The sequence below is a fragment of the Micromonospora sp. DT81.3 genome (genome assembly GCF_049847225.1).
GTDB lineage: Bacteria > Actinomycetota > Actinomycetes > Actinomycetales > Microbacteriaceae > Microbacterium.
The window spans coordinates 150912-168918 of record NZ_JBNCNY010000007.1 but is presented as its reverse complement, the minus strand read 5'-3'; the positions used below and the strand labels follow the sequence as shown (position 1 = coordinate 168918).

13 protein-coding genes are annotated in these 18007 nt (G+C 68.4%); 7 read left to right on the top strand and 6 right to left on the bottom strand.

The genetic code is table 11. From position 1 onward, the window contains the following. Positions 1–208: 208 nt before the first annotated feature. Positions 209–550, bottom strand: a complete 342-nt coding sequence (locus ACPW96_RS16480; RefSeq protein WP_425821882.1) for a hypothetical protein — start codon at positions 548–550, stop codon at positions 209–211. A gap of 400 nt (positions 551–950) precedes the next feature. On the opposite strand from ACPW96_RS16480, the gene ACPW96_RS16475 reads away from it, so the two are divergent. Then, complete coding sequence (locus tag ACPW96_RS16475; RefSeq protein WP_425884346.1) at positions 951–2126, top strand: polysaccharide deacetylase family protein; 1176 nt, start codon at positions 951–953, stop codon at positions 2124–2126. A gap of 35 nt (positions 2127–2161) precedes the next feature. Here the strand turns inward: ACPW96_RS16475 and ACPW96_RS16470 are convergent, their stop codons facing one another. Then, a complete protein-coding gene (locus ACPW96_RS16470) occupies positions 2162–2740 on the bottom strand; it encodes a Dps family protein (protein ID WP_425821886.1) in 579 nt (192 codons plus the stop codon). A gap of 345 nt (positions 2741–3085) precedes the next feature. Here ACPW96_RS16470 and ACPW96_RS16465 point away from each other — a divergent pair, with 345 nt between their 5' ends. Further along, on the top strand, positions 3086–4636 hold the full coding sequence (locus tag ACPW96_RS16465) for a sugar transferase (protein ID WP_425884344.1): 1551 nt from the start codon (positions 3086–3088) through the stop codon (positions 4634–4636). Between the two features lie 3 nt (positions 4637–4639). After that, the gene (locus ACPW96_RS16460) at positions 4640–5875 is read left to right on the top strand and encodes a DUF1972 domain-containing protein (RefSeq protein WP_425821890.1); all 1236 of its coding nucleotides are present in this window, start codon (positions 4640–4642) and stop codon (positions 5873–5875) included. Between the two features lie 33 nt (positions 5876–5908). Here the strand turns inward: ACPW96_RS16460 and ACPW96_RS16455 are convergent, their stop codons facing one another. Beyond that, positions 5909–6544, bottom strand: a complete 636-nt coding sequence (locus ACPW96_RS16455) for a hypothetical protein (RefSeq protein ID WP_425884449.1) — start codon at positions 6542–6544, stop codon at positions 5909–5911. Between the two features lie 50 nt (positions 6545–6594). Between ACPW96_RS16455 and ACPW96_RS16450 the strand changes: the two genes are divergently transcribed. Next, positions 6595–7788: a glycosyltransferase gene (locus ACPW96_RS16450; protein WP_425884342.1), complete on the top strand. Its 1194-nt coding sequence runs from the start codon at positions 6595–6597 to the stop codon at positions 7786–7788. Positions 7789–7842: 54 nt separating this feature from the next. On the opposite strand, the gene ACPW96_RS16445 is transcribed toward ACPW96_RS16450, so the two are convergent. After that, the gene (locus tag ACPW96_RS16445; RefSeq protein ID WP_425821895.1) at positions 7843–9279 is read right to left on the bottom strand and encodes a polysaccharide biosynthesis tyrosine autokinase; all 1437 of its coding nucleotides are present in this window, start codon (positions 9277–9279) and stop codon (positions 7843–7845) included. Then, a complete protein-coding gene (locus ACPW96_RS16440) occupies positions 9276–10547 on the bottom strand; it encodes a hypothetical protein (RefSeq protein WP_425821897.1) in 1272 nt (423 codons plus the stop codon). The genes ACPW96_RS16445 and ACPW96_RS16440 overlap by 4 nt, the downstream gene beginning before the upstream one ends. A 142-nt stretch (positions 10548–10689) precedes the next feature. Here ACPW96_RS16440 and ACPW96_RS16435 point away from each other — a divergent pair, with 142 nt between their 5' ends. From ACPW96_RS16435 to ACPW96_RS16425, 3 genes are read left to right on the top strand one after another with little or no spacing between them, the layout of a single operon-like run. Beyond that, entirely contained in the window at positions 10690–11766 is a 1077-nt protein-coding gene (locus ACPW96_RS16435; protein ID WP_425821899.1) for a polysaccharide pyruvyl transferase family protein, read from the top strand. Then, on the top strand, positions 11763–12974 hold the full coding sequence (locus ACPW96_RS16430; protein WP_425821901.1) for a Coenzyme F420 hydrogenase/dehydrogenase, beta subunit C-terminal domain: 1212 nt from the start codon (positions 11763–11765) through the stop codon (positions 12972–12974). Before ACPW96_RS16435 ends, ACPW96_RS16430 begins: the two co-directional genes overlap by 4 nt. After that, positions 12971–14434 carry a lipopolysaccharide biosynthesis protein gene (locus tag ACPW96_RS16425; protein ID WP_425884341.1) on the top strand — a complete coding sequence of 488 codons (1464 nt, stop codon included), beginning with the start codon at positions 12971–12973 and terminating at the stop codon, positions 14432–14434. Before ACPW96_RS16430 ends, ACPW96_RS16425 begins: the two co-directional genes overlap by 4 nt. A gap of 10 nt (positions 14435–14444) precedes the next feature. Here the strand turns inward: ACPW96_RS16425 and ACPW96_RS16420 are convergent, their stop codons facing one another. Beyond that, the gene (locus ACPW96_RS16420; RefSeq protein ID WP_425884339.1) at positions 14445–17981 is read right to left on the bottom strand and encodes a PKD domain-containing protein; all 3537 of its coding nucleotides are present in this window, start codon (positions 17979–17981) and stop codon (positions 14445–14447) included. Positions 17982–18007: the final 26 nt, after the last annotated feature.

Here is an 18007-nt window from a genome sequence, read left to right as displayed (position 1 = left end):
TGCCGAGAGTGTTCGGACACGCCCCCAAGGGTACTGATCGTGCGACGGCGGAGAGCGACGCGCTGACGCGGGGCGCTGGATTCGATTCCCGTGCCGGATCTACTCGGTCCGACACGAGGCATGCGAACGTGCGCACCACCATTCTGCCCGATCGCCCGCATTCTGGGCCCGGGTTGACATGGGCTCCGGGGGGGGTTAACTCCGGGGCTCACGCGGGATGGTGGTGAACGCCTTCCGCCCAGTCCATGTCGTCCCGTGTGAAAGGCGTGCTCGAGAACGGATGAAGGTCGCGGATGCGATCCTCGACGCGAGCCAGCGCCGCCGGATCGATCAGCTCCGGCTTCGCGGATTCGATGGCCCCGACCTCGATGCGGTACGGCGGGCCCACGAGGATCTTCACCCAGCGCAGCCCCCCGCCATCGTTCACGAAGGGAACGCTGATGCAGTCGATCTCGCGGGTGGCCGTCACAGCGTCGTGGCAGCGCAGAACCGCGTCAGCGAGCTCTGAGCCCGTCACGTAGGACCCCTGAACGGTGGTGAGCACTTTCATGATCCGGACCTCGCTCTGCTTAATGCGGAGCCGGGGTCCAGGGCTTCTCGAAAGCTACCACTCGCCGCCGCCAGATGCCACCGGGAGCGGCCAGTGGGGCGAGCATTTTGCACGTTGTCCCCGTGGCTCGTCAAGCCCCTGCAGCCATGGCCCGCGGTGGACATACCGTGGCCTCGGTACGGTGGCGCCCATCGACCTTCGCTGCGCGACCGGTCGAGAAGGGCGCGCACGTCCGGCAAGGGTCCGACTGGGGATTCGGACCCTTGCCGGAAACGCCGGGCGGAGAACACGCCGCAGGGACGGCGGGGCGGCTGCTGCGGGATTCGCGGCGTCCGCAATAGAATTCGGCACAAGAGTTCGCACCTCCCCCCGGTGCGGCCCCGTCGCCGAGGACCGTGTCATGCCGCGCACACGCGCATCCGCTGTACAGGAGAGCGAACGCTCCCGGCCCTCTCGCGCGTTCCTGCGCGTGCTCTACATCGTGCTGGTCGCGCAGACCATCGCGCTGGCGATCGCCATCGTGCTGCTCGTCCAACGGCCCGCGGGCGCCGACTCCGCAGGGGCCGGCACTCCCGCTCCGGCCAGCTCGACGCCCACCGGCTCGAAGCCGACCCCGACGCCCGAGCCGCTGACGCCCGGGCAGCAGCTGCTGGCCGATGCGGCCGACCCCGCCGCGTGCGCGGTGACATTCGCCGGGGAAGGAATCGCTGATCCGCCGGTGCTCGAGCACCTCGGCATCCTGTACGCCCACCTCCCCATCCCTCAGCGAGACGGAGCCGTCTTCGCCGGGTGGTATCCCACACCGGAGGACGCCGCCGCATACACGGATGCCGCCCGCATCAACGGCGCCGACATGGTCGCGTGCACAGATCAGCAGATCACGCTGCATGGATCGTGGAAGACCCCCGAGCAGGTCGCGGCCGAGGATGTCGGCGTCCCCATCCTCATGTACCACCAGTTCACGGCCCGCCCCGAGGGGGAGGATGGCTGGCTGCGGGGCAACTACGCCTACATCGGCGACTTCGACGCGCACATGGCGTACCTCGCCGAGCAGCAGTTCTACCTTCCGACGTGGGATGAGCTGAGCGCCTTCATCGACGGCCGGCTCTCCCTGCCCCACCGGTCGGCCATCGTCACGGATGACGACGCCGACCAGACATGGTTCGACCTGGCCGTGCCGGTGATCGACAAGCACAAGGTGCTCGCGACGTCCTTCATGATCACCGCCTATCGCCAGGACCCGGCGCCCTCCCCGTACGTGCTGAGGCGCTCGCACACCCACGACATGCACCAGGCCGGCGACAACGGCGACGGACGGATGGTGAACTGGAGCGCGGATGAGATCGCCGCAGATCTGCAGGCATCCGCCGCCGTACTGGGTGTCGGACAGGTCCTCGCCTACCCCTTCGGCCACTACAACGACACCGCGAAGCAGGGCGTCGCGAAGGCGGGCTTCGAGATGGCGCGCACGATCGAGCCGGGGTACGTACGGGCGGGCACCGACAAGCTGGCGATGCCGACCGTCCGCATCAACTACGGGATGGGGCTCGACGCCTTCATCGACCTCGTCGGCTGAGCCCACGTTCGGTCGGGCCCACGTTCGGTTCAGGCCTACGTTCGGTTGGCTGCCGGGGAGCGGTTCTCGGCGCTCACCATCCACGCGAACTGTTCGAGCTTCTCGATGATCGCGTGCAGGATGTCTGCGCTGGTCGGATCCTCTTCGTCCACCTGATCGTGAACGCCGCGCATGGTCGAGACCGTCGCGTCGAGGCGCGCGGTGATCAGGTCTACGGTCTCGCTGGTGTCGACCTCGCCCTGCGGATACTCCGGGAGCGTGGTGGTCTCGGCGACCGTGTCGCTGCGGCCGTCCGGCACGGCGTGCAGCGCCCGCATCCGCTCGGCGACGGTGTCGCTGAACTCGCGGGCGGCCTCGATGATCTCGTCGAGGATGCGGTGGGTGTCGCGGAAGTTGCGGCCCACGACATTCCAATGCGCCTGCTTGCCCTGCATCTGCAGCTCCAGCAGATCGACCAGACACGCCTGGAGAGCCTCGTCGAGTTCCCTGGATGCGACGAATCCCTTCTCCGCGTTCTGCCGGCGGGTGCTTTTGACTCCCTTGCCGCCCGGGGCGGTGCGCTTGGCGCCGGTGGATGAGGGGGTCGTCTTGGTCTGCGTGTCCGTCTTGGCCATGGTGGATGAACCTCCTATCCCCTCACCGTAGGGCTGTGGGATCTCGCGGGGGATCCCCTTGACACGTCGGAGCGGTCGCCCTAAGCCCGGGGAGACGGCGCGCGGGACGGTGTACATTTCGGTTCGCCTAGAAGTCGGGAAAGTGAAACTTCCGGAAACTGGTCCCGGCATGTAGAGTCGGTTCCGCGTCATCTATGCATGTGGGATGCATCGATGTTCGGGCGGCTGGGGCTCTCCGATTGCGCGATGGGGATAGAGACGTACCTGGGGTGCGTTTCGTCATTGTGTTGGGGTACACATGCTTGGGGACGATTCTTCGTGCGCGCTTTTCGCCGCTGATATGCGGTGACGGCGGTCGACGCGACGACAGCGGGGGTGGGTGCTGACCCGATCAGCATCTTCGGCCCGGTGGCCGCTCCGCGCGCCGTCTGGGAGAACGTCGGCACCACCGTCGCGCCGCGCGTCCTGCCCGCGCTGGAGCGCCGCCGGCTCTGGGAACGGCGCTACAGCCGGCTGCTCGCGCTGACCGACTCCGTGATCGTCCTGCTCGTGAGCGCTCTGCCGGGCGCCCTCGATCTGCTGCTCACGCCGGTCGTCGCGGGCGACGTCCTGAACGTGGCGCGCGTGACGGCTCTCACCACACCGGTGTGGCTCGTGATGCTCGCGGCTTTCCATACGCGCAGCACGCAGATCGTCGGATCGGGGTCGACGGAGTACAAGCGCGTCGCGCACGCCACGGGATTCGCCTTCGGCATCCTCGCAATCCTCTTCATCGTCTTCCAGTGGCAGGGCGTGCGGGAACAGCTGATCGTGGCTCTACCGATCGGCCTCGTGGGCCTTCTCGTCGGGCGCTGGTCGTGGCGCAAGTGGCTCATCCGCCAGCGCCGATTCGGCCACTACGCCACGCGCACACTGATCGCGGGCAAGCCGAAGGATGTGGAGTACGTCATCCGCAGTCTCACGCGGGACGGCAACCTCGGGTACACCGTGCTCGGTGCGGCGACCACCCAGCCGACACCGGATGAGCTGACGGTCGACGGACGGGCCTACCGGGTCGTCGGCACGATGGACACGGTCGCGGTCCACGCGCGCGAGCTCGGAGCCGACAGCATCGTCGTCGCCAGCCGCCCCGACGACGATCCCGACTTCATCCGGCGCCTGAGCTGGGATCTGGAGGGCACCGCCGCCGAGCTCATCCTCTCCAGCCCGCTGACCGACGTCGCGGGTCCCCGCATCTCGCTGCGACCCATCGACGGACTGCCGCTCATCCATGTGCGGATCCCTACGTTCGAGGGCGGCATCCACATGCTCAAGCGCGCCATGGACGTGTTCGTCGCCATCCTCGCGCTGATCCCCGTGGCGATGGTGACGCCCCTGATCGCGCTGCTCATCAAGCTGGATGACGGCGGACCCACGTTCTTCCACCAGGTGCGCATCGGCCGCGATGGTCGCGAGTTCCGCATCCTCAAGTTCCGCACGATGCGCACGACGGCCGAGCAGGAGCTGGCGGCGCTGCGAGACGCGAACGAGGGATCGGGGCCGCTCTTCAAGCTGAAGAGGGATCCCCGCATCACCCGGGTCGGCGCTGTCCTGCGCAAGTTCTCGCTCGACGAGCTGCCGCAGTTCTGGAACGTGCTGCGCGGAGAGATGAGCGTGGTCGGCCCTCGGCCGCCCCTCCCCAGCGAGATCACCGCGTACGACGGCACCGTCTACCGGCGGCTGTACATCAAGCCGGGCATCACCGGCCTCTGGCAGGTAAGCGGGCGCAGCGATCTCTCGTGGGACGAGAGCGTGCGCCTGGACCTCCGATATGTCGAGAACTGGTCCGTGATGAGCGACCTGATGATCATGTGGCGAACCGCACAGGCGATGGTTCGTCCGAAGGGAGCGTACTGACCGATGGTAATCGAGCGTATCGAGCGGGCAGCGCCCTCACGGACAAGCACGAGGCAGCTCTCGATCGCGATGATCGGCACCCGTGGCGTCCCGGCGGCGTACGGCGGCTTCGAGACCGCGGTCGAAGAGGTGGGACGGCGCCTGGTCGAGCACGGCCATCGGGTGGTCGTCTACACCCGAGGCTCCGAGAGCCGCGAGACGGAGTACCTCGGCATGCAGGTGGTGCACCTCCCCGCGCTCGCCCAGAAGCAGCTCGAGACCCTGTCGCACACGGGACTCTCCACGCTGCACGCCGTCGCGAACCGCCGCCCCGATGCCGCCTTCGTGTTCAACGCCGCGAATGCCCCGTTCCTGCCGCTGCTGCGGGCGAGGGGCATCCCCACGGCTCTGCACATGGACGGGCTCGAGTGGCGACGCTCCAAGTGGGGTGCACGCGGCAAGGCGTACTACCGGTGGGCCGAGCAGTTCGGCGTGCGGTCGGCCGATGCCCTCATCGCCGATGCTCCCGGCATCTCCGACTACTACGCCGACCAGTTCGGCGTCCCGACCGAGCTCATCCGCTACGGCGCGCCGATCATCGAGGCGGCCCCCACGGACGGCCTCCAGGAGCTCGGACTCGAGCCGGGCGGCTTCCACCTCGTCGTCGCCCGGTTCGAGCCGGAGAACCACGTGCTTGAGATCGTCGACGGCTACCGCCGCAGCGACGCGCAGCTGCCTCTGGTGGTGGTCGGCTCAGCGCCCTACAGCGCGGATTACACGCGCGCGATCGAGGCGGCGGCCGGAGAGGACCCGCGCATCCGCTTCCTCGGCGGGGTCTATGACCAGAACCTGCTCGACGCGCTGTACTCGCACGCCCACACCTACGTCCACGGGCACTCCGTCGGTGGCACCAACCCCTCGCTTCTGCGAGCGATGGGCGCCGGCACCGCGGTGATCGGATACGACGTGCCCTTCAACCGTGAGGTGCTCGCCGACAACGCCTGGTTCTTCCAGACGGCGCGCGATCTCGCCATGCATTTCGCTTCGGTCGAAGCGGACGCCGAGCTGGCGGTGCAGCTCGGCTTCGAGGCCAGGGAACGCGCCCGCGAAGAGTTCCGCTGGGACGACGTCGCGGACGCATACGAGGATCTGGCCCTTCGCCTCGCAGACGGCGAGTCGATGCACGACGTCGGACGCCGCGCCGTCCGCGCGGCGCACGAGTGGGATTTCGGGGGACTTCCGGCGATCACCGCCGGTTGACGGGGCGTCTGGGCGAGGATGGGGATCGCTCGCTCAGAACGTCCGTCGCGGCACAGACCCGAACTGTGCCGCGATCTCCCCCCACTGCCGACCGAAGTGAGACGTGTGGGCGCGCAGGGCCCTCAGTTGGGATTGATGCCTGTGCCAGCCGGCACCGTGCACGTCGGGAATATCCATTGGATTGGCCGGCGGGTGCCACGGCAGCCTCATCCCGGTTTCCCTGGGCGGAAGCACGCGGCCCCGCCTCCCGTTGAGCAGATCCGCGTAGACCGCAGCGACGGAAACCCCGGCGGCCGCGGCCCTCTCGAACTGCTTGCGTTCCGGCGCGGTCATGTCGGCTTCTCCGAGCGCGATGGCTTCCCTCAGCGTGAAGGTCTTCGCACGGGCAGAAGGGTCGATCTTGGCGATCTGGGAGCGCTCCAGCCTTGCGGCGGTGATGATGAGGTCCTGGGATGCGATGACCTCTCCGGTCACGGCGCGCGGTGTATGCAATTCCGCAGCTTCACGAGCGGCTGGATTATTGGGAATCAGCCGTGCAGCAATGTCGCACATATGGCTCGCGCGCCCCACCTCCGTGCCGGCGCTCGTCACCGCGACGTCGCTCCGATCGGCATCGACCTGGGTGGAGAGCACGATCTCCATCAGGGGCGATCGACACACGTTCGCCACGCAGACGAACAGAAGATCACTTGTCACGCCGCCCCCGAGGAACTCAAGATATGACAGCCGATCTCGATGCACACCATGTCAGACTTGCATGGATGCCACCGACTCCGCGAACGATCCTAGTTGTTCATCCTGGGGCCGAACTGTACGGGTCCGACAGGGTCCTCCTGGATTCGGTGCTCGGCCTGGTGGACTCGGGTTTCTCCGTGCGTGTGATGCTCCCGGAGGAGGGCCCGCTCGCAGATGAGTTGAGAACCGCCGGCGCCTCCGTCTTCACGAGCGATCTCTTCGTGCTGCGTAAGCGCCTTCTCCGGCCCTCGGGTTGGATGGAACTGGCGTCGACCGCCTTCAGGGGGGTGCGGGCGACCCTTCGGACGCTCAGGAGTACCCGTCCGGACATGGTGTTCGTCAACACCATCACCTTGCCGATGTGGCCCATGCTGGCTCGCGCGAAGGGGGTGCCGGTCCTCCTCCACATCCACGAGGGCGAGTCGGGGGCGAGGTCCCTGGTGAAGCGTGTGCTGTACCTTCCAGCGCTCTTCGCTCACAGGATCCTGATCAACAGCCAGTTCAGCCTGGATGTGATGACCTCCGTATATCCCCGCCTCTCGAGTCGGACGGAGATCGTCCCCAACTCCGTGCCGGCCGCCCTCGCGCCGCCGCCCGCGCGCCCGGACCTCGTCGGCGGTCTGCGGGTGCTCTACGTGGGGAGGCTCTCTCCACGCAAGGGTGTCGATCTGGTGGTGGATGCGGTGGGAAAACTGCGCGAGGCCGGCGAACAGGTGTCGCTGGACATCGTCGGCTCGGCGTTCTCCGGATACGAGTGGTTCGAAGAGCGGCTTCGCGCCGCGGCACAGGATGTCGCGCCCGACCATGTGCGGTTCCACGGGTTCCAGCCGGAGATCTGGAGCTTCCTCTCGCACTCCGACGTCCTGGTGGTGCCTTCGCGCTTCGACGAGCCATTCGGCAACACTGCCGTCGAGGGCATACTGGCCGGTCGTCCGGTCGTCGTGAGCGAGACGTCCGGCCTGATCGAAGCCACGCGAGGCATATCGACTGCGTACCGGATCACACCCGGTGATGCTGCGGCGATCGCCCGAGCTCTGCGCGAGATCGCCGCGGCATGGCCCGAGGTGATCGTCCGACTGGATGACTCCCGGTCGTTGGCGCAAGAGCGGCACGCGCCTTCGGTCTACCGAGAGCGGATCGCTGAGGCGGCGCGCGATGTGGTGCGCCGGCGTAGCTGAGCATGCGCGGCGGGTCGCAGAGCGCGCCGCGTGAGGCAGGCGGGCCCGAGGGGATCAACGCGGAGCGAGTTCTCCTGCAGGAGTCAGGGTCTTGCCGCGTCCCCGCCCGCGCAAAGAGGCGGTCACCCGCGCTTCCGACGAGTAGTCGTAGTACGAGTCGGAGCGACGACGCCGGGCATGCGTGAAGATGATGCCGGCGACCTCGACTCCCGCGCTGCGCAGAGCCGTCAACGCTCTCGACAGCTGAGCGAGGCGCGTCTTGCTCACGTCGACCACGACAACGGTGGAATCGACATGCTGAGCGATGACCGCGGCATCCACCACCGACAGAAGGGGCGCGGTATCGACCACCATCATGTCGAATCGCCCTCGTATCTCCGTCAGGATCTCCGCCATCCGCGCCGATGCCAGGAGCTCGGCAGGGTTGGGCGGGATCTCACCCGCGGGCAGCACGGTCAGAGACGTGTCTCCCCACCGCAGCTTCGCCTCGTCGAACGTGACCGAGCCGACCAGCATCGTCGTGAGTCCGATGGCGTTCTCCAGCCCCAGCGTCGCCGCGATCTGCGGCCGGCGAAGATCGGCATCCACCAGAATGACGCGCAGGCCCGCCTCGGCATAGCTGAGCGCGAGGTTCACGGCGGTCGTCGTCTTGCCCTCGCCCGGGATCGAAGAGGTGACCGCCAGGGAGTTGATGGAATGCTCCACCGCCGCGAACCGCAGGCTTGCCCGGACCCCACGGTAGGCCTCTGCGCTGGGCCCGTTGGGTTCCTGGATGAGAACCGGTGCGCGAGGCGCGCCCTTTCGCTCGGGAACCGCGCCCAGGAGAGGCAGGTCGGTCAACCGCCGGAGGACGTCGGTCGACCGCACCCGTGTGTCCAGGAGCGCCCACAAGGCGATGCCGAGCCCGGCGAGCAGCGCCCCCGCGAAGGCGCCGAGCACCGCATCCCGTTGCTTGTTCGGCGAGGCCTGCACCGTCGCGGGCACCGCAGGCTCGATGACCCGCGCGACGATGGTGGCGTTGCCGCCCTCCTCCACGGGGGCGAGCTCCGCCACGGCCTCCGACAGCTCGGTCGCCATCGCGTTGGCGACCTCCGCCGCGAACGCCGGATCGCTCGAACCAGCGGTGATCTCGAGGATGACCGTGTTCTGCGGTATGGACACCGATGTCATGTTGCGGAGCTCGGCGTTCGTGACGTCTTGACTGAGACCAGCTCGAACCTCGTCCAGCACGATCGATGACGTAGCGAGCTGGGCGAAGGAGAGCATCTGGTTCTGGGTGTAGGCGGAACCCTGGTTGATGTCGGAGCCGCTGGTCGCCGACCGCATCGAGAAGTAGATCGAGGACGACGACAAGTAGATCGGCGTGAGCGTGCTGGAATATCCGAAGGCCGCAATGCCGCCGATGATGGCGGCCAGCAGGATGATCCACCATTTGCGCACCAGCACCGCCAGCACTCTGCCAGGCGTCTGCTGCGGCTTGGCGTCCGTCACGTCGCACCCACCACATCTCGCGCCGAATCGACGCGCTCCTCGATGCGACCCCCCGCCGCACTGCCCCTGCTAAGGGTATACGAGGCAACCGCAAGGCCCGCTGTGAACCAGACGAACACCGCGTACTGCGTGATGAGGGCCACCGTCGCGAACGCGGGGATCTGCGCGACGAGCGCAACGCTCGCGGGAGACGCGCGCCGAAGGACGCCGACCAGGAGAATCGCGAGCAGCAGCACCACGATCACCAGACACAGCAGCCCGAAACGCAGGCCGATGAGAATCAGGGCACTGTCGATCGAGCGGAACCCGCCCCAGTAGTCCTGTCCGGTCGCCAGCACCTCGCGCGACGGCGAAACCCCCACCACGACCATGGAATTGATCAACGGGATGAGGTCGAACCGGTACGCCGCGCTTCCCTCGGCCTCGGCGCCGGCCTCGCCGAACACCTCCAGGAGAATGGGCAGCGCCACCGCAGAACCGACACCGAGGATCACGAGCAGACCGATCCGGAAGGCCCTGTCCATGTACCGGCCGAGGAACGCCACGGCGAGCAGCACCGTCAGGGCGAACCCGATGAGTCCGAGCCTGCTGAAGGTGAGCACGGCCGCGACACCGACGACGACCAGGATCGCCCCGCGGACCCAGGTCGGCCAGCGCACGGACAGGACGAACGCCGCCGACATGGCGAGGCTGCCGCCCAGAGCGATCGAGTGCCCGAAGGCGCCCTCAACGCGAAGCTGGCCGCCACGGATCTGCTGTACGCCCCACACCCCGGCATCACCGGGGACGGCGAGGAAGAAGCTCTGGCCTGTCACGAACTCCGCTATCGCCAGCACCGACGCGATCAGTGCTGCGACGGCGATGCACGCCGCCACCCAGTGCTCGGATACGCGGCCGAGCACGAGGCGCCCCCAGAGGTATGGGAGGAACCAGGTCAGCAGCGAATTCTGCACGTGGCCGGCGACCGCTCCGCCCATGATCTGCGCGAGAAGCACGACCGCAAGAAGGACGAGCATGACGGTGTCGACGGAGGACCAGGTCAACCGGTCCGTGTACCCGCTCGCGATGCAGAGGACGGTCATCCCGGTGAGCGCGGAGATGAACATCCCCGGGGCGTTCACGCCGAGCCAGATCGGAGTGAAGAAAAGGGTGGTGGCCCACAGGGCCATCGCCCACTTCGGCTGCCTGCGAATGAGCAGGAACAGGCCCAGAACGGCGCACAGCCCGGCAGCGCCGACAGCGACGAGCTGTATCGGATCAGATCCCACGCCCGGCCCCCTGTGTTCCGTTGCCCGATTCTACGTGCCGTTCCCGTGTCCCCGCCGAACGTCCGCGCGTCATCACCGCCGTAGGATGTGACAGGGGAAAATCGGGGCCTTGTCGAGGTCCTGGCGGTAAGGGGGACGGCGCGTGCGGATACTCGTTGCGTGGGCGGGGGATGTCTCGCCCAACCTCGGCGTCCGCGCCCTCGGTCGCGGGTCGTCCGATCTGCTGCACGGCGTGTGGCCGGATGCGCGGATCGAGTTCATGGACTTCGGCAATCGGCCGGCTGCTATCCCGTGGGGCACGCCGCGTTCTCTCCTGCGGGAGCGGGTCACCGGCAAGGCCGGGATGATCGAGTGGCTCCGCGGCTTCGACCTCCTGTGGGACACGCGCTCCGGCGACAGCTTCGCCGACATCTACGGCTCCAGCCGGCACGCGAAGATGTCGCTCATCCACGAGTTCGCCGTCCAGGCCGGGGTGCCGGCTGTGCTCGCCCCGCAGACCGTCGGACCGTTCGGCTCAACCATCGGCCGCGGACTCGCGCGGCGCAACCTGCGCCGCTCGAAGCTGGCGTTCGCACGCGATCCGGTCAGCGCCGCCGCGGCTGACCGCCTCGGCCGTCCCGTCGACGCGAGCACAACCGACCTCGTCTTCGGCATCGCGCAGCCGGTTCCCTCGGGTGAGCGCGATGTGCTGCTGAATGTCTCCGGGCTGCTCTGGAACGCGAGCGACCACGTCGACCACGACTCCTATCGACGCGCCGTTCGAAGCCTCATCACCCGCATGCTCGATGACGGACGCACCATCACTCTGCTCCCCCACGTGCTCGACTCCCACGACCCCGACAACGACGTTCCCGTGTCGAAGCTTCTCCAGGACGAGTTCGACGGACGCGTTCAACTGCACGTACCCGCAGACCTGGAGGATGCCCGCTCGGCCATCGCGGGCGCCCAGCTGGTGATCGGGGCACGGATGCACGCGTGCTTGAACGCGCTGTCGACCGGCACGCCTGCGATCGCGATGGCGTACTCCCGCAAGTTCAAGCCCCTCATGGCGGAGCTCGACTGGCCGCACGTGGTTCCGCTGGCCGAATCGGCCGACCCCGCCGCGGAGGTGCTGCGAGCGCTCGAGACGCCTGGACTCGACGAGCGTGCCCGCTCCGCCATGTCGCGCGGGCAGCGGCTGCTCGCGCCGGTGTCGGAGAGTCTCCGGGCGATCGTATGAGTGCTCTGCGCGAGAAGGTGCGCGACGTCGTCGCCCGGGACGCCTGCTCCGGCTGTGGAATGTGCACGCGGCTCGACAGCGGGCTGGAGATGCGGCTGGATGCCGGTGGCCACCTGCGCCCTGTCGAGGCTCGACCCGCCTCCGAGTCGCCGGGCGCCGAGGCCGCCTTCGACGCATCCTGCCCCGGCGTCCGCGTCTCGGCGCAGAAGCCCCGCGGAGCGGAGCGGCATCCGCTGCTCGGTTCCGCCTTCGGCGTCTGGGAGGCATGGGCGACCGACTCGGAGATCCGCTACGCCGGCAGCAGCGGCGGCGCGCTGACAGCGCTGCACGCGTGGCTCGTGACGAGCGGCCGCGCCGCTCGGGTCACCGGCGCTGCCGCCGACCCGCTCAATCCGCGCAGAAGCGTTCCGGTCACGATCACCACCCGCGCGGAGGCGCTCGAGGCCGCGGGGTCCCGGTACGCCCCGGTCGCCGCACTGTCGAATCCCGACGTGCTGGCCCCCGGTTCGGCGGTAAGCGGCAAGCCGTGCGAGATCTCGGCGATGCGCGCCGCGGTCGGCGCGCTGGGTGGCGAGCCGCCGCTGCTGCTGTCGTTCTTCTGCGCGGGCACGCCGAGCCAGGGCGCCACCGACCGGCTGCTGGACCGGCTCGGGATCGGTCCTGACGAGAAGGTGGATGCGATGCGCTATCGCGGGAACGGCTGGCCGGGCCGCTTCGCGGCACGCGCCGGCGAGACCGAGGTGGACGCCGACTACGAGGAATCGTGGGGCTCGACGCTCGGACCGACCACCCAGTGGCGCTGCAAGGTGTGCCCGGACGGCGTCGGCGAGTCCGCCGACATCGTCTCGGCGGATTCGTGGGCCACCGACGAACGCGGCTATCCGGTCTTCGTTGAAGGGGCGGGGGTGAGCGCGCTGATCGCCCGCACCACGCGCGGTCTCGCCGTGATCGAGGAGGCCATCGCCGAAGGGGTTCTCGAGGTGCGCCCCCTCGCGATGCCGCACCTGGCGGATGCGCAGCCGCTGCAGACGGCGCGCCGGCGCTACCTGCTTGCTCGGCTGTGGGGATCGCGTTTCGCCGGCCGCGTTCCGCCGCGGTACACCGGCTTCGAGCTGGCGCGGCTCGGGCTGCCGCATCCTCGGCAGTTCGTGAGGGTGCTGAGGGGGACATACCGGCGCGTTCGCACGGCGCGCGGGACACGCACATGAGCTCGGCCCTGGCGCACTCCGCGGCCCGAGGGGCGTTCTTCACTCTCGCCGCGCAGGTCGCGAAGATCGTGCTGCAGTTCCTCTCGGTGATCGTCCTCGCGCGGCTGCTCTCGCCCCACGACTACGGCCTGCTCGCGATCGTGCTGGTCGTCGTCGGAGTCGGTGAGATCTTCCGGGACTTCGGCCTCACCACGGCATCCATTCAGGCGCCCGTGCTCACCCGCGGCCAGCGCGACAACCTGTTCTGGATCAACACGGCCATCGGCGTCGTACTCACGATCGCGATGTTCTTCCTGGCGTGGCCCATCGAGGCTGTGACAGGTGAGCCCGAGATCGTCGGCATGGTGCACTGGCTTGCGGTGCTCTTCCTCCTGAACGGCCTCGCCACCCAGCACCGCGCGAACCTGGCACGTGACCTCAAGTTCAAGGCGATGGCGGTGATCGAAGTGTCCGCCGCCGCGATCGCCCTCACCGTCGCGGTGGTCTCAGCTCTGCTCGGCGCGGAGTACTGGGCGCTCGTGGCCCAGCAGCTGACGAGCGGCGTCGTGGTGCTGGCGGGGTCCGTGATCGCGGGACGGTGGCTGCCTCGGTGGTACTCCCGACAGGACTCGGTCCGCGACCTCATCAGTTTCGGGTGGAACATCGTCGCCACCAACCTGCTCGTGTACACCGGTTCGCAGATCGACACGATCATCGTCGGGCTGAAGTTCGGCACCAGCCCCCTCGGTCTCTACAACCGAGCGTTCCAGCTCGTCATGACTCCGCTGAGCCAGGTGCGCTCCCCCACGAAGAATGTGGCGCTGCCGGTGCTGTCGCGGGTACAGGAGGATGCGCCGCGCTTCGACAACTACGTGACGGCGGCGCAGCTGCTCCTCGGCTACGGCCTCGGCATCCCGCTCATCCTGGTGACAGCACTCGCCGACCCGATCGTGCGCGTCATGCTCGGTCCGCAGTGGCTCGGGGCGATCCCGATCGTGGCCCTCTTCGCCGTCGCGGGTCTGCTGACGACCCTCTCCTTCGTCGGATACTGGGTCTACCTCTCGCGGGGCCTCGGCAAGCAGCTCTTCCGATACACGATCGTCACGACGATCATCAAGATCATCTGCATCGTCGTCGGCTCGTCCTTCGGCGTGCTGGGGGTCGCCGTCGGCTTCGCTGTCGCGCCGGCGATATCGTGGCCGCTGTCGCTGTTCTGGCTGTCCCGGGTGACCCCCATGCCCACCGCACGGCTGTACGCCGGCGCCGCCCGGATTCTCATCGTGGCCGCGCTGACCGGGTCGGCGGCGTGGGGTGCCGCCCAACTCGTCAGTCCGGCCGGATCCGTGCTCATGATCCTCGCCGGCATATTCGCTGGACTCATCGCCGCCGCGGCACCGCTGATCCTGCCGATCTACCGGCGGGATGCCCGCAACCTCACCGGCTTCCTGCGCCTGATGCTGAAGCGCCAGCCGCGTCCCTGAGCCCCGTCCGTCAGCGCACCTCGAGGTTGTCGACCGTGACGCCCACCGGGGCGTTCGTCGCCGTACCGGACAGGTAGGACAGTACCCCGATCTGGCCGGCACCCTGCAGTTCAGCCTGGGCATCCGTCGCCGTCAGGAACCAGCTGGCGGGTTCCTGAGAACCGTCCGCCCAGACGTTCGCGTTCAGCGTGGTCGAGCCGCCCGCCGTCGTGCTCTGCAGGCGCAGCTGGAGCTTCCCTCCCGCGGTGTACGTGTACCCGGTCAGCACCTTGTTGGCGACGAGCGTCTCGGTGGTGCCGACCAGCTTCGCGATCGATACGGTGACGACGCCGGTCGCGCTGATCCGCAGCTTGAGCCGGTACTCACCGGCGGTGGTCTTGTGCACCTGATAGTTGAAGTGGAGCCCTCCTCCGTCCGCGACCTTGTCGGTCGAGAGCAGCAGGCGGGCGTCCTGGTTCTGCACCGAGAGGCCCGACAGTGCGGCCGACCGCGTCTGCCCCGCACTCATCGACATACGTCCGACACCGCCCGACACCGAGAAGAGCGCGTTGTTGTTCGTCGTCCACGCACCGCCGACCGTCGCGGTTCCCCAGCCGCTGGCCACGGACCGCTCGAAGTCATCGCGCGCCACGAACGCCTGCGCTGTGACGGTCACCGATCGCGTCGCGGGCGCGCTGGTGGCTCCCATGCTGTCGGTCACGGTCAAGGTGACCGTGTAGGTGCCCGCCGCGGCGTACGTCTTGGTGGGGGACGCCTGGGTCGATGTCGTCCCGTCGCCGAAGTTCCAGGAGTAGCCGGTGATCGTCGCGCCGCCGGAGGCCGTGGAGCCGGTGCCGGAGAAGCTGGCGGTGAGACCCGAGACGGCCGCATTGATGACGGCCACGGGTGCTTGATGGGTCGCCGTGGCGTTCACCGTACGGGTGGTCGACGCAGTCATCCCGGCACTGTCGGTCACCGTGAGCGTGACCGTATAGGTTCCGGGGTTGGCGTACGTGCGGCTCGCGTTCACTCCACTGCCCGTGGAGCCGTCACCGAAGTTCCAGGCGTACGAGGTGATCGTGCGACCGCTCGGTGCGCTGGAGCCGCTGCCGTTGAACGACCACGCGAGGTTCGATCCGGATGTCGTGAACGACGCCGTCGGCGCGCTCTGGCCTCGCCCGATCGCATAGTGCGCCGAGATCTGCGAAGCCGTCAGCGCCTTCGGGTACACCGCGAACTCGTCGAGCTGACCGTTGAAGTAGTCCGACGACGGCCGGTTCGGCCAGCTGGCGAGGTTGTCACCTCCGAGCCGCCACATCCCGGTGTAGAGCTGGGCGGCCGTCGCGGACGGTTCCGAAGCAACGAGCGTGCCGTCCACGTAGAGCTGGATGCCGGCCCACGGATCGAGCTGTGCGACGGCGTGATGCCACTGGTTGTCGCGATACGCGGCCGGAGTCGAGATCGTCCGCTGCACCTGCGGGTTGACGCCGAACACGAGCGTCCCGTCGTTGCGCATGTACAGGTGACGGTCGTAGTTGGTCGATGCGCCCGACCCGGCGTTGCCGTATCCGACCAGCTTGCCGCCGGACGAGGTCGACGTCTTGAACCACAGTTCGACGGCGAACGACTCCTCGAGCGGCTGGCCGGCGCTCGAGCGAGCAAGTCCCGTCGAGGTGCCGTTGAAGGTTGCCGAACCGTTCGCCTCGCTCGCGAGCGCGTCATCGCTGGTGGTGCCGACGCCGCCGAAAGGCGTCGCATTGACGCCGCCGGCCTGGTCGGTGAGGCCGCTCGCCCCACCGAGTCGCCAGTACGTGGTGGCCCCGTCATCCAGCACGACATCCGCATAGGAGGACGTCGAAGTGCCGTTGACCGACACCGTCACGTCCGCGCTCGTCGCGGCATTCCCGTCGCCGTCCCGTGCGACCACGCGATACGTGCGACTCGAGCCGGCCGGGATGCCGTCGGCGGCGAACGTGATCGTCGGCGTGTACCAGTAGGTGGACTTCACCGACTTCGTCGCGAGAGGAGCGGCGCCCCCCTGAGCCCACAGCTCGTACGTCAGATTGAGGTCGTCGCGGTCCCAGTTGGCCGGGATCTGCACGCGGGCGGTGCCGGCGGTCGCGGAGCGCGCCGTGGGGGTCCAGGTCGCGCCCGACAGGCGCGGACCCTGTCTCTTGCCCGTGGATGGGCTGCGAGCGAAGCGCACGAGACCTTGGAAGCGCTGGTTGTTGACGGCGGGGAATTCGCCGCCGACGACGACATAGGCTCCGTTGCCGGTCACCGTCCAGCCCGCCTGCCCTTGGCCTGTGAAGCTGCCCGTCGACCAGTCCGGATACCAGTTGACCGCGGCGGGAGCGGGGTAGCCGCTCCAATTCGTGTAAGTTCCGCCGACGTACGGACTCCGCGTGAGCGTGCCCTTCGTCGCGGCGGTGTAGACCGTCGCGTTCTTCATGTTGCCCGGTTTGCCGGAGAGCTGGGGCATGCCGCCCGCGGTCTGGCAGTCGTGCTCGTGACCCGTGCTGTAGACGTTCGTGCCGTCGGAGTACACCCCGTAGTGGTCTCCGTGGCAGTCCGCGATCCAACGCACAGCCCCCGAACCACCGTCGGCGGAGAAGATGCCCTCCAGATTGCCGAGAGAAACGCCGCCGTAGACCCAGCCGGTGCCGTAGACCGCGCCGTTGCTGTCGGTCGTGAGTCCCCAGATGCCGGCGCCACGACCCTCGGACGCGCCGATGGAGGTGTTCTTCACCACGGAGGTGACGGCCCACGGGAGGAGAGCGCCGTCGGTGAGGCTCAGTGCGGCCAGGCCGCGCGCGGAGGCGCCGTTCACCGAGCCGAAGCGACCGCCGATGATTACCTTGTCGCCTGCCGGCGCCAGCACCATCGCATCGACGTGGTGGTCGGCGACCGGAGCCCACCCGAGGATCGCGCCGTTCGTCGGGGATGCGGCCGCGAGGTTCCTGCGGGTTGCTCCTCCCGCCGCTCCGATGGAACCGCCGAAGTAGACGGCCGAGTTGGTGGCGACGATGGCGTTGACGAAGGAGCCGCCGATCGCCGGCCGGAAGGTGTCCAGCAGGGCACCGGTCGACGTGCTGAACGCCGCCACGTTGAATCGGCTCTGGCCGTTCACCTGGGTGAATTGGCCACCCACGTAAAGTCTGCTGCCGTCAGGCGAGAGGGCGAGCGATTTCACGGTGCCGTTGATGTTCGGGGCGAAGGACGTCGCGACACCGGTGGTGATGTTGTAGGCCAGGATGTTGTTCCGCGCGAACAGGTTCGTCCCGGGGGCCGCTCCGGCCGGACGCGCGTTGGAGAAGCTGCCGCCCGCGTACACGGTGCTCCCGTTGATCACCTGCGCCCACACGACTCCGGAGTCGATCTGCACCGTCGGAAGCGGATCCGCCGTCACGGTCTGGGCATTGCGCTGCTCGATCGGCGCAGGCCCCGGCGCTGCGGCCGCAGGCTCGGCGCTCGAAACCACGAGCCCCGCCGCGAGAAGAGCGGCGACGGCCAGCATGCCCGCCGCACGGCCGCGACGACGAGTCGATCCCACAAGTACGTCCTGCATCAGAACCCCCCCGGTTCCGGCGCCGC